The 13,481-nt window shown below is 28.9% G+C and carries 9 protein-coding genes; all 9 read left to right on the top strand.

Annotated features, from left to right (window positions below; genetic code table 11):
- The first annotated feature begins 19 nt into the window (after nucleotides 1–19).
- From EXC62_RS07945 to EXC62_RS07905, 9 genes are read left to right on the top strand one after another with little or no spacing between them, the layout of a single operon-like run.
- Complete coding sequence (locus tag EXC62_RS07945; protein ID WP_162140136.1) at nucleotides 20–2,992, top strand: extracellular solute-binding protein; 2,973 nt, start codon at nucleotides 20–22, stop codon at nucleotides 2,990–2,992.
- Nucleotides 2,993–3,000: 8 nt separating this feature from the next.
- Nucleotides 3,001–3,918: a carbohydrate ABC transporter permease gene (locus EXC62_RS07940; RefSeq protein WP_026390236.1), complete on the top strand. Its 918-nt coding sequence runs from the start codon at nucleotides 3,001–3,003 to the stop codon at nucleotides 3,916–3,918.
- Nucleotides 3,919–3,923: 5 nt separating this feature from the next.
- Nucleotides 3,924–4,796 (top strand): carbohydrate ABC transporter permease, encoded by an 873-nt coding sequence (locus EXC62_RS07935; RefSeq protein WP_026390235.1) that lies wholly within the window; start codon nucleotides 3,924–3,926, stop codon nucleotides 4,794–4,796.
- 11 nt (nucleotides 4,797–4,807) lie between these two features.
- On the top strand, nucleotides 4,808–6,805 hold the full coding sequence (locus EXC62_RS07930) for a YIP1 family protein (protein WP_026390234.1): 1,998 nt from the start codon (nucleotides 4,808–4,810) through the stop codon (nucleotides 6,803–6,805).
- Nucleotides 6,798–9,044, top strand: a complete 2,247-nt coding sequence (locus EXC62_RS07925) for a DUF5696 domain-containing protein (protein WP_162140135.1) — start codon at nucleotides 6,798–6,800, stop codon at nucleotides 9,042–9,044. Before EXC62_RS07930 ends, EXC62_RS07925 begins: the two co-directional genes overlap by 8 nt.
- Nucleotides 9,041–10,018 (top strand): carbohydrate ABC transporter permease, encoded by a 978-nt coding sequence (locus EXC62_RS07920; protein WP_197724338.1) that lies wholly within the window; start codon nucleotides 9,041–9,043, stop codon nucleotides 10,016–10,018. Before EXC62_RS07925 ends, EXC62_RS07920 begins: the two co-directional genes overlap by 4 nt.
- Entirely contained in the window at nucleotides 10,015–10,941 is a 927-nt protein-coding gene (locus EXC62_RS07915) for a carbohydrate ABC transporter permease (RefSeq protein WP_026390231.1), read from the top strand. Before EXC62_RS07920 ends, EXC62_RS07915 begins: the two co-directional genes overlap by 4 nt.
- A gap of 1 nt (nucleotide 10,942) precedes the next feature.
- Nucleotides 10,943–12,286, top strand: coding sequence for a glucoamylase family protein (locus EXC62_RS07910; protein ID WP_026390230.1), 1,344 nt, complete (start codon nucleotides 10,943–10,945; stop codon nucleotides 12,284–12,286).
- Nucleotides 12,287–12,299: 13 nt separating this feature from the next.
- The gene (locus EXC62_RS07905) at nucleotides 12,300–13,427 is read left to right on the top strand and encodes a DUF4886 domain-containing protein (RefSeq protein ID WP_052589756.1); all 1,128 of its coding nucleotides are present in this window, start codon (nucleotides 12,300–12,302) and stop codon (nucleotides 13,425–13,427) included.
- Nucleotides 13,428–13,481: the final 54 nt, after the last annotated feature.

Raw genomic sequence — 13,481 nt, 5'->3', positions numbered from 1 at the left:
AAATAGAATAGGTGAGGAAATGAAAAAGATTTTAGCTATAGTGATGATGACATTAATATCTTTAACAATTGTTAGTTGCAAGAAAAGTGAACCAAGAACAGTTGATAGAGAAACAAATGTTAAAAATGTAAATAGTAGCGATTCAGACTATACCTCAACTTTAAATAAATGGCGTGAAGAAAAATTGAGAGATGACTTTGATTATAGCGAGGTCATCTCTCCGCTTAATTTTAACTACACTACTGGTGAGTTATTAAGTGATAATAAGAAGTATGATGAATTCATAACAAAGTATGATTTGGATAAAGATAATACAAGTCATATTTTTGATTTTTCTAATGCTGATGAAATAACTATTAATATTAATGTTGAAGAAGAAGGGCTATATACTTTAGCACTTGATTATTTTTCAGTTAATAAAACAATTCGTGATATGGAAATAGCTGTTTACGTAAATGATAGTGTTCAATATTTTGAAGCAGGACAATTAGCATTAAAAAGCAATTGGGTAGCTTCTAATACATTTAATGTTGATAGATATGGTAATGATATTATGCCAAATGCAAAGATTGAAGAGATGTGGGTTCATACTGAAATTAGAGATACACAAAGAGTTCAAAAAGAAGCGTTAAAATTCCATCTTTTAAGTGGTGATAATACTATTAAAGTTAAGCGACTAAGAGGTGAATTCTATTTAGGACAAATATATGTATATGGTAAAAAGCAATTACTAACTTATGATGAATATTTGAATAAATATCAAGGACAACAAACAATAACTGAGTTTTTACAAGTTATTGAAGCAGAAAATCCATTATACAAAAATGATTTATCAGTAAGATATGGAACAGATAGAGCAACTACAGTTACACCATTTGCTTTAATGGAAAATAAACTTAACATGGTTGATGGTGCTGCTTATGATACAAGCGGTCATTCATTAACTTATAATGTTGATGTTTTAGAAGCAGGTTTTTATTATATTACTGTTAAAGCTAAACAAGGTAAATCAAATACTAGAGTTTTTAGAACATTATATGTTAATGGTTTTGTTCCTTTTGAAGAAGCGAAAGAAATACCATTTGATTATAGTAGTAAATGGAAAAATGTAACTTTAGAATCAAGTGAGGGTAAAGAGTTAAAAGTATATTTAAATAAAGGAATCAATGAAATAACATTAGAAGTTAATTCATCTCCATTATTAGAAATTTATGAAACAATTGATTATGTAATGAAAAATGTTAATGAATTAGGATTAGACATTAAGAAATTAACAGGGAATAATGTTGATCCTAATAGAGATTGGGAAATTGAAAAGAATATTCCAAATATTAAGGAAGATTTAGAAAGATATGCAAACCTTTTATATGTTGCATATGAAGATTTTGTTAATATTAATAAAACTAAGAAAACATCTGAGATTACTGTTAATCTTTTAAGAGCAGCTGAAACACTTGATTATTTTGCAGCAAATCCTAATCGAATACCGAAGGAAATTAATCGTTTGAGTGTTGGTAATAATTCTGTTTTACAAAAACTTGGATTAATATTACCAATAATCTTGGAACAACCTTTAAGTATGGATAAAATATTCGTTCATGGTGAAGATTCTAAACTTCCTGGACCTGGTGGTAATTTCTTTAACAACATATGGGTAGGAATTAGACGTTTCTTCTTATCGTTCTTTGATAAAAAGTATAACGATAAAGCTGAAGATGATGAATTAGAAGTATGGGTAAATAGATCAAGACAATACGTTAATTTGATGCAACAAATGGTTGATGATACTTTTACTAAAGATACAGGAATAAAAGTTAAAATTTCAATTATGCCAAATGAAGATAAATTAATATTAGCGACATCGTCAGATACACAACCAGATGTTGCACTTGGTGTTGCAGGTTGGAGACCATATGATTTTGCAGTTAGAAATGCGCTTGTTGATTTAAGAGAGATGCCAGGATTTTTTGATGTTGCAGAAAGATTTAAAGAGGGTGCATTTGCACAACTTATTTATCAAGACGGAGTTTATGGATTACCAGAAACACAAAACTTTTCATTATTATTTTATCGTAAAGATATTTTAGATAATATTGGAGTTGAAATCCCAAATACATGGCAAGATGTAATTGATTTATTACCGGAAATCCAAAGATATGGATTGAACTTTTATAATTTACTATCAACAAGTAGTGCTTTTAAAGCATATTTAACGACTATGCCTTTTATTAATCAGTTTGGTGGAAGATTATATAGTGATGATATTTTAAAATCAAATTTGACAGATTCAAATACAATTAAAGCAATTGATTTTATGACAGAATTATATACAATCTATAGTTTACCACTTGAAGTAGGTAGTTTTTATAATCAATTTAGATATGGGAATTTACCACTTGGAATTGGTGATTTTGGAATGTATGTTCAATTATTACATGCAGCTCCTGAAATTGCAGGATTATGGGATATTGCTCCTATGCCTGGTGTTTTAAGAGAAGATGGAACTGTTGATAGAACATATGATGGATCAGCTACATCAGGTATGATCTTTAAAAATTCTGACAAAGTTGATGAAGGATGGAAATTCTTAGACTGGTGGACAAGTAAAGATGTTCAACTTAACTATGCTGAAAACTTAATTACTTCATTAGGTTCAGAATATATGTGGAATACATCAAATGTGCTTGCTTTTGAGGAAATGACTTGGGATGATAATCATAAAGAAGCATTCCTTGATCAATGGGAATGGATTTTTGATACACCTAAAACTCCAGCAAGTTATATGATGGAAAGAGAATTATCAAATATTTGGAATAAAATTGTTTATGATGGTGAAAATACACGTATTGCTATTTCAGATTCAGCTATTTTAATTGATAAAGAAATAACAAAGAAGATGATTGAATTTAAGTTCATAAATAATCGAGGAGAAGTTTTGAAAAACTTCCGTTTTCCAACTAAAGAAACTATACATGAATGGGTGAGACCATGAGAGCGTTTATGAATAAGATTTTATCAAAATTTAAGAGTAAAAAATTTGCTGATGAAGCGACTGGTGAATTATTTATATTTCCATATTTAGTTGCATTTTTGATATTTATCACAATTCCAGTATTCATGGGAATATTATTATCATTTACATATTTTAACTTATTAGAATCACCAAGTTTTGTTGGGTTTGGTAACTATATTTCTTTATTTACAAGTGATGATGTTTTTATGCAGCAAGTTATTCCAAATACAGTTAAGTTTGCAATTATAGTTGGACCGATTGGTTATATGCTAGGTTTCTTCCTAGCATGGCTTTTAGCACAAATTCCATCTAAACCAAGAACTGTATTAGCACTTGTTATTTATTCGCCATCAATGACTGCTGGTATTGCAATGTCAGTTATGTGGAAAATAATTTTCTCTGGTGATGAAAGTGGATATTTAAATGCAATCCTTTTAAACTTTAACTTAATTGAACAACCAATTCAGTGGTTAACGAACCCACAGTATCTAATGACAATAATGATTGTTGTTACATTATGGAGTAGCATGGGAATTGGATTTTTAGCAATGTTAGCTGGGGTATTAAACATTAATCAAGAATTATACGAAGCTGCATATATTGATGGTATGAAAAATAAATGGCAAGAAATGTTTTATATTACAATTCCATCAATGAAGCCACAAATGCTCTTTGGAGCCGTCATGTCCTTGATTAGTACATTTAATGCGGGAGCCATTGGTGTTCAATTATCAGGACAAAATCCAACACCACAAAATGCTGGTCAATTAATTGTTACGCATATAGATGATTACGGATTTATAAGATTTGATATGGGTTATGCAGCGACTGTTTCAGTTGTTTTATTAGTAATGGTTTATCTCTTTAGTAGAGTTGCAACTAAATTATTTGGCGAAAAGGAGTAGATATTATGGCATCATTTAAAGGTACAGAAATAAATCCCAAACATTTTCATAAAAGTCAAATAAAGTTTTATCTAATCTTAATTCCGGTTGCACTTTTTATGGCAATGCCAATATTTTATATATTCAATCATGCATTTAAACCATTAGATGAGTTGTTTGCTTGGCCACCAAGATTCTTTGTTAGTCGACCAACATTACAAAACTTTCAAGATTTATTTGCTATGACATCAACAACTGGTATTCCAGTTAGTAGATATTTATTTAATAGTGTTTTTATATCAGCTGTTGTAGTTTTTGCATCAGTTGTCGTTAGTTCTATGGCTGGTTTTGCATTATCAAAACTAGATTTTAAGTTAAAAAAACCATTGTTAATTGTTAACAACATTGCGTTAATGTTTGTTGGAGCATCAGTTATTATCCCAAAATATTTAGTAATTGAAAAATTGGGATTGATTGATACATTCTGGGTACATATTATTCCAGGACTTGCAATCCCTGTTGGATTATTCTTAATTAAACAGTTTATTGATCAAGTACCAAACGAACTTATTGAAGCAGCAAAAATTGATGGAGCAAGCACATTTAGAATTTATTGGACAATTATTCTTCCATTAATTAAACCAGCTATTGCAACAATAGCAATCGTTTCATTCCAAAGCGTTTGGAATAATGTTGAAACATCAACAAATTATATAAATCGTGAGAGTTTAAAGACATTTGCTTTTTATCTTCAAACACTAACGACACAAAGTAATGCCGTTGCTGGACAAGGTATGGCAGCAGCAGCGAGTTTAATTATGTTCATACCTAACTTAGTAATATTTATAATTTTACAAAAGAACGTTATGAATACAATGGCACATTCAGGAATTAAGTAAGGAGCGATATTGTGACTAAAAAATTAGTAAAAATTTTAATAGCAATCATAACACTATCACTTACCATATCTCTAAGTGCTGTTAAAACATACGCAATTGTTCAAGATTCAGCACCATATCCTACATATACAGTAGGATCGAATGGTTTAATTCTTACTCAAACAGCATATGAGCCAACAGGTAAGATGACTATTAATGAATCACTTAATGCACCACAAGACATGTTTATTAAAGATGGTATTATCTATGTTGCTGATACTGGAAATCAAAGAATTATCAAAGTTAATTCAAAAGGAGAAATTCTTTTGAAAATTGAAAACATAAATCAGCCAACAGGTATTCATGTAGATAGTAATAATAATATCTATGTTGCTGATAAAGGTAGTAAATTAGTTATTAAATATGATGAATTAGGAAACGAAATTCAAAGGTTTGGAAGACCAACAGCACCACTATTTGGTGATGCATTATATGAACCTAAAAAAATAGTTTCAGGACCAAGAGACATTTTATATATTGTTGGTGAAGGTTCAACAAATGGACTTATTCAATTGAATAGTCGTGGAGAATTTTTAGGATTCTTTGGTACTAACCCAACAACAAAATCATTCTGGCAAAGTATTGCTGATATCTTTAATGTTGGATATGCAAGAACAATTCCAGTCTCACCAGATAACGTTGCTATTGATGAAAAAGGTTCAGTATTTACAGTAAGTAAAACTTCAAGTGATAATATTAAGAAATTCAATATTTCATCATCAATAACACTATCAATGCATCAAGAAGATGATATTCCAGTTGCTGTTAAAGTTAATGATTTTGGAAATATTTATTCAATATCAGAAACAGGAGTTATAACTGAATATGATAGTTATGGTAACTTAATTTTTATGTTTGGTGGATTAGATACGGGTAATGAAGTTTTAGGAAGATTTGTTAAACCAGCTGATATTGAAATAGATGCTAATAATAATCTTTATATCTTAGATACTGGTAGTAATGCAATTCATATTCTTGTTAGAACTGAATTTGCTGGTAAAATTCATCAAGGATTAAATAATTATAAAAATGGTATTTATGATATTGAAGAATGGCGAGAAGTATTACAAATGAATAGTTTCTTTGCATTAGCTAATAAATCGATTGCTAATGCCTTATATAGAAATAACCAATACGATGAAGCATTAGCGTATTTTAGATTAGCTAATGATCGAGAAGGTTATTCAGATGCTTTTTGGCAAGTAAGATATGATTGGCTACAAAGTAATCTAGCAGTTTTATTTATTGTTATTATTTCAGCATTTGTTTTGGTTAAAGTTTTAAAAATTGTTGATAAAAAACATAAGATTTATGATCCAATCAGAGCTATAAATGATAAAGTTAAAAACCAAAGAATTGTTAAAGAATCAAGTTATTTGAGAAAGATTTTAAAAAATCCTGCTGATACTGTTTATAGTTTAAAACGTGAACGTAAATCATCCGTTTTAACAGCAACAATAATCTATGTTGTATTTGCAGTTTTAACATTAATCTCATTATATACAACAGGATTTATATTTAATACAGCAAATGGAGGATTTGGTGCATTAAGAGAAGTTGCTATTACAGTTGGAGTTATTGCTTTATTTATAGTAGCAAATCACTTAATTAGTTCACTTCAATCAGGAGAAGGTTGGTTCAGAGATATTTATATTGGAATTGCTTATGCACTTGCTCCAGTATTAATCTCAATAGTTCCATTAATTTTACTTTCACATGTTTTAACAATTAATGAAATATTTATTTATAGTGTTGCTAAAACAATTGCATGGGCATGGGCTGGAATATTAGTAATAATTGTTATCAAAGAAGTTCATAACTATACAGTTAAAGAATTAATTGTTAATTTATTATTAACGATATTCACAATGCTGATGATTATTTTAATTGGATTCTTAGTATATTTACTTTCAGTTCAGTTATTTGATTACTTTGGTGGTTTGATAAGAGAGGTGATTTTACGTGTTTAAAACAAAAAAGTTTATAATTAGTTTTATTATCATAGGAATTACTCTATTAACTTTACCTTTTGTTTTTGGTGATGAAAAAGAAGTTGTAAATGATAAAGTTGAATACGATGAAATCATTTCTGATGATTATCAATTTAAATCAAATAAGTATACTCAAGGTGAAGAAGATAATCGAACAGCAGTTAATGATTTTGGAATCTTAGATGATACATATAAATTATTAGGGAAAAACGAATTAAACAATGTAAGCCTTCATTACAATAAAGATGATTTATCGTTTGTTGTTGTTGACCATAATTCAGGATATATTTGGAATTCAAAAATTGATGCTTCATATTTAGAAGATGAAAATTCTCCATTAAATGATGAAGGTGATATCGGAGCTAATAATTTACTTAGAAGAAGAATGAAGTCACCAGTAATTGTTTCATATTATATAGGAACATTAAAAAGAGACGAAGGATTATTTGATGGAACAGCTAAAACATTTACTGTTCAAGAAATGAATGGCAAAATTGGATTTGAAGCTAACGTAACACTTCCTGTTTCAGGAATTAAATTTAAATTGATTGTAAGTCTTGATGATAATGGACTAAATGTTGAAATCCCTGCTAGTGATATTAAAGATGGGACAAATGGAAAACTATCAAACATCAATGTTTATCCATATTTTGGATCAACAAAAAGAACAAGAATTCCTGGATATGTTTTTATTCCTGATGGAATAGGAGCATTAATAAGATTTGATGATACAAATAAAGGTATTTATACTAAGAAGTTTTATGGACCAAACTATAGTTTGGCACAACAAAGCACTAATGAAGAGTATCTTTATGCAAATTTATTTGGAATTGTTCATGGAGTTGAACAAAATGGATTAATAGGAATTGCTGATAAAGGTTCTGCATATGCAAGTTTAGTTTCTTATTCAGCTAGAAGTGAAGATGACTTTAATAAAACATTTATGTCATTTGAATATCGTGTTTTATTTACTCAATATTTAAATGCAAGTAAAACAAATAGTGTAAGAATGGTTCAAGAAAATGTTAATAGATTTGATGCTAAAGTTACTTATAAGTTTTTAAATGGTAGTGATGCAAATTACATTGGAATGGCAAATAGTTATCGTGAGTATTTAAATCTTGATAATAATGCTAACTCTAATAACAACATTAGTCTTCATTTAAATGTCTTAGCTGCAGAAAACAAACCAACTTTATTTGGTAAAAAAACATTTAGTATGACAAGAATAGATGAACTAATTAATATTTTAGATGAACTAAATAATGAATCTATTAATAATATCGATGTAACTTATCATGGTTGGCAAAACAATGGATATTCAAATAGTAATGTAAAGTTTAGTAAAGTAAATGGAAAAATAGGAAATAAAAAAGATTTGAAAGAGTTAATTGAGAAATATGGAGAAAATATTTACTTTAATGTTGATTATACAATGCCAGAAAAAGGAACAAGCGGATTCTCTAGTAAAGATGTTCTTCAAGCAATTGATCAAAGTCTACTAATTAATGAAGCTGGCTCATCAGCGTTAAATTATAACTATATTTTGAATTCATTTAAAAATGATTACAATAAAAAGCTAAATAAACTTGGAATTGAAAATATTAGTTTTGATAACTTATCAAAAATGTTATTAAGTGATTTTTCAAAAAATGGATTAAGTCGTGAAGAAGCAATAGCAATTATTAAAGAAAACTTAGATGTTAGTACAAAAACTGCAGTTGAAAGACCATTTAGTTATTTATGGAATACAGATTTAATTTTTGATGTTCCGCTATATAGTAGTAATCAAGGAAGATTCTCTGATACTGTACCATTTATTCCGATTGTTCTAGAAAATAAAACAGTTTATGGAAGAGCAAGTAATTTCTTTTCAAATAAGACTAATGAGGTACTTCGAATGATTGATTATAATATTTATCCATCGTTCTATATAACACATGAGTCTTCAAATTTATTGTTAGAAACAAAATCAAACAATATATATACATCAAGATTTAGTGATTGGAAAACTGAAATTCTTGATCAATATAATTATATCAATGAAGCATTAAAAAATGTTATAAATCAAAAACTAGTAAAAAGAGAAATAATAAATACAGGACTTGTTAAAAATACGTATAACAATGGTGTTGTTATCTACATTAATTATTCAAGTAATGAATATACAGATGCTGGTGTTGTTGTAAGCCCTAGTTCATATGAGGTGATTTTTTGAAAAAGATAAAAAGATTTTTAACCAATAATTGGTTAATAAAAGTTAATAAAAATGATATTGTATTTTTCAATAAATTTAAATACCTTTTAACAAACAAAAGAAGAAATGCTTTTCAAGGTTATATGTTTGTTGGTGTATGGATAATTGGTTTTTTACTCTTTGCAGCATATCCACTTATTTCATCTTTAATTTATAGTTTTGAGAAAGTAAGTATTACAGGATCTGATGGTATTGTTACAAACTTTATTGGATTTTCAAATTATGTAAGAATCTTTACACAAGATCTTGAATTTTTAAGACACTTACAAGAATTTTTCTTAGAGCTTATTTTATATGTACCAGTTATTTTGATTATTTCAATGATAATCGCAATGATGTTAAACCAAAAAATTAAACTAAGAGGATTCTTCCGTTCAATATATTTCTTACCGGTTGTTATTGCATCTGGTCCAGTTATCAATGAATTACTAAGTCAAGGAGCAGGATCAATTCCACTTATTGAAGAAATTGGTTTAACAGAAGCAATTAGTTCAATCCTCCCAGCCTTTTTATCGAAACCAATTGCGTCATTATTTACGCAAATGATTATGATTTTATGGTTCTCGGGTGTTCAAATTGTATTATTTTTAGCGGGTTTACAAAAAGTTGGAAATGAAATATATGAAGCTGCTGATATTGATGGGGCTTCATCTTGGGAAAAGTTTTGGAAGATTACACTACCTTCGCTAAAAAGTATTATATTTGTAAGTGCGATTTATACGGTAGTAATGCTTGCAACATTCTCAAATAACCAAATTGTTAAGTATATTCAATCATCAGGTGTTATGTTTAATACTGATAAAGGGTTTGGATATTCAAGTGCGTTAGCATGGATTTACTTTATTATGATAATAATTGTTCTTGGATTTATCGCTTTCTTATTGAGAGGTAAAAAAGATGAGAAAGTAGTAAAGAAAAGAGGTGGTAAGAAATGAAAATAAATAAATTTAACTTTAAAAAGTTTAAACGTAAAATGTTAGGTTTCAAATTTAGCGATGGTTGGTTATTCAAATTTACTATTTATTTCTTACTAATAATAATTGGATTTGTTTATTTATATCCAATTCTTCATATGGTTAGTTACAGTTTTCAAAGTTTGGGAGATTTATTAAATCCAATGGTTAATAAAATCCCTACTAGATTATATTTGAATAATTATGCTGATGCATGGAGAACGTTAAAATATGCAGATACATTCTTTAAAAGTTTATTAGTTACATTAGTACCAGCACTTGTACAAACATTGATTGCTTCATTAGTTGGATATGGATTTGCTAAATTTGATTTTCCACTTAAAAAGATGTGGATGGCACTTTTAATAGCAACTTATATTATCCCACCACAAGTAACTATGATTCCTAAATATGTATTTTTTAATGATGCAGGAATCTTAGGAAGTATTTGGTCAATTATTTTACCAGCAACTTTTGGACAAGGATTAAATTCAGCAATCTTTATTTTAATTTTCTATCAATTTTATAAGATGCTTCCAACAGTTTTAGATGAAGCAGCTCAAATTGATGGAGCAAGCAGATTATATATATATTTTAAAATTGCTATTCCTCTTTCAATACCATCATTTATTACATCGTTCTTATTTTCGTTCGTTTGGTATTGGAATGAAACATATATTTCGACATTATTCTTAGGCAATAATTTTAAGACATTACAAATGATGTTAGCAAACTTTGTTTCTGAATATAGTTCTACAATTGGTGGAGGAACAGGTGATTATGTTAATGAGGCCATTAAAATGGCAGCAACAGTTTTAATTATCTTACCGATGATTCTAGTCTACTTTGTATTACAAAGATGGTTTATTGAAGGTATAGATAAAGCCGGAATTACAGGAGAATAACATGAAAAAAATAATTATTTTTACAGTGCTATTATTAACAACGCTTGTATTAGTTAGTTGTGCGAAAAAACCTAAAGATGAAGGACTTGATGTTATTTATGAAGAATCAAGATTAGCCTTTAATTATTTCTGGGAAACAAGTAATACAAATGAAAAATCTGAAGGTTACGGATTAGTTAGAGATAGATATAGTGGTAATTCAACAATCGCGAGTGTTGCAGCAGTTGGTTTTGGGCTTGCTGCAATTCCTGCTGGAGTTGAAAATGGCTGGATTACTAAAGAAGAAGGTCAAAAACGTGCTCTAGGAACACTTAATACACTTTTAAAAATGGAAACAGTTAGTGGTTTTTATTATCATTTTGTTAATTTACATACAGGTAAACGTGAATGGCAAAGTGAAGTTTCAGTAATTGATACTGGTTTATTAATTGCAGGAGCAATCGTTGCCGGTGAATATTTCAAAGGTGATATTTTAGATAAAGCTATTGAGATTTATGATGCAGTTAATTGGGATTTCTATATTAACAAAGGAAGAAAAATGTTTTATATGTCTTACAAACCAGAACAAGGTCATTCAGGTGCATGGGATCACGTTGCTGAACAACTAATCCTTTATGTACTTGCAGCAGGAGCTCCAACATATAAAACTGATGACTCATTATATAAAACAGTTAAAAATATTGCTAAGCAAAGTTATACTGGTAGATATACATCAACTAAGAATCCAGAGCTAAGTGTTTCAGAAAATTTCTATTATAACTATGATGGTTCTTTATTTCAATATCAATTTTCACATGCATTCGTTGATTTTAGAAATATAGTTGATGCTGAAGGAACTAATTGGTTTGACAATTCAGTTCTTGCAACAAAAGCTCATTATGCATTTGTTCAGGATGAAAGTGAAAAATATTTAACATACAATAAAAACAGTTGGGGAATCTCAGCAGGTGATGGTCCAGGTGAATACCGTGCATACGGTGGAAGACCCGCAAAAAATAATACTCACAATGGAACAGTTGCACCATATGCTGCAATTGCATCAATAAACTATATGACAGAAGAAGCTAAAAATGCTGCAGTTTATTTTAAGACTTTAGAAAAATTAAATGGTGAATTTGGATTTAAAGATTCATTTAATTTAGGACCAGTTGATCCAAACTATAATCCAGTATTAGCAGCTAAAATTCCAGATGGTGGTTGGTTTGCAAGTGATTATATTGGGATTGATAAAGGAATTACTTTATTGATGGTTGAAAACTATCGAAATGATTTAATTTGGAATTTATTTATGCAAAATGAATATATAAAATCCGGTTTAGAAGTACTGGGTTTTAAAAATAAATAAAAAGGAGTAGAATATGGTAAAGAAAGTATCACTTTTTCTCCTAACAGCAATTTTTGCATTAGGATTAATTGGATGTACTAAAGAGGTGAAGTCTGACGTGGAAGTACATGGTGTTGTTGGAAGTGGATCAAAGAATGATCCATATGTTGTTGAGATTTATGAAGATGGTGTAATAACTAAAGAGTTAAGCGCTAATCTTAATGTTGATTTAACAGGGAAAAATACTATTATTAAAAGTGAAGAAAATATCATCACTTTTAAAGGTTTGAAAAAAGGTGAAGAAATCCACCAAGTTAAAGACTCAAAGAATAAAACCTTCTTTGTTAAAACTATCGTTCATGAAAAAGGTTTTAATTTAACTACTAAAAAATCATTCAAGAATTCACTAAAAGTTTTAGCGATTGGAAATTCGTTCAGTGAAGATGCTACAAGATATTTATATGATATAGCGCACGATTTTGGTGTAGAAGAAATCGTTATTGGTAACTTATATATTGGTGGAGCAAGTCTTGAATTACACGCATCTAATATTAAAAATAGTTCATCAAGCTATACTTATTGGTTAAATAAAGATGGCGAATGGAAAAACATGGGAAGCCAAAGTATTAAGATTGCATTATTATTAGAAGATTGGGATGTTGTTACAGTTCAACAATCAAGTCCTGATAGTGGTAAAGCAGATACATATCAACCATATCTAGATGAGGTAATTGATTTTGTTAAAGAAAATGCGAATAATGATGTAACAATTTTTTGGCATCAAACATGGGCATATCAAAAGGATAGTGGTCATACATCATTTCCTGACTATGATAGAGATCAATTAAAAATGTATAATAGTATTGTTGAAGCAACAAAAGAAAAAATTATTAATAATAATAAAGTATATAGTTTTATTCCAAGTGGAACAACAGTTCAAAATATGCGTGAAACAAAAATTGGTGATCGTCTAACAAGTGATGGACATCATTTAAACATTACTGGTAGATTTGCAGCTGGACTTCAATGGTTTAGAACAATAACAGGATTTAGCATTGATGATATTAAAGTTTTACCGACAGGCATAAATGAAGAAATTCTAGAATTAGCTAAACAATCGGTTAATAGTGCATATAATAATCCATTTATAGTAACAAAATAAGGAATAAGCCTTGAAAAAGAAAGCGTTTTCGATTATAATATATTTGTAAGATGT

It is taken from the genome of Haploplasma axanthum (assembly GCF_900660745.1).
Taxonomy (GTDB): Bacteria; Bacillota_I; Bacilli_A; order Acholeplasmatales; family Acholeplasmataceae; genus Haploplasma; species Haploplasma axanthum.
Note: the sequence above shows the minus strand (reverse complement) of the source record. Positions and strands in the feature narration are given on the sequence as shown.

Coding starts and splice junctions, on each gene's coding strand:
- EXC62_RS07945 (WP_162140136.1), top strand. CDS start 20: ATGAAAAAGATTTTAGCTATAGTGATGATGACATTAATATCTTTAACA.
- EXC62_RS07940 (WP_026390236.1), top strand. CDS start 3,001: ATGAATAAGATTTTATCAAAATTTAAGAGTAAAAAATTTGCTGATGAA.
- EXC62_RS07935 (WP_026390235.1), top strand. CDS start 3,924: ATGGCATCATTTAAAGGTACAGAAATAAATCCCAAACATTTTCATAAA.
- EXC62_RS07915 (WP_026390231.1), top strand. CDS start 10,015: ATGAAAATAAATAAATTTAACTTTAAAAAGTTTAAACGTAAAATGTTA.
- EXC62_RS07910 (WP_026390230.1), top strand. CDS start 10,943: ATGAAAAAAATAATTATTTTTACAGTGCTATTATTAACAACGCTTGTA.
- EXC62_RS07905 (WP_052589756.1), top strand. CDS start 12,300: ATGGTAAAGAAAGTATCACTTTTTCTCCTAACAGCAATTTTTGCATTA.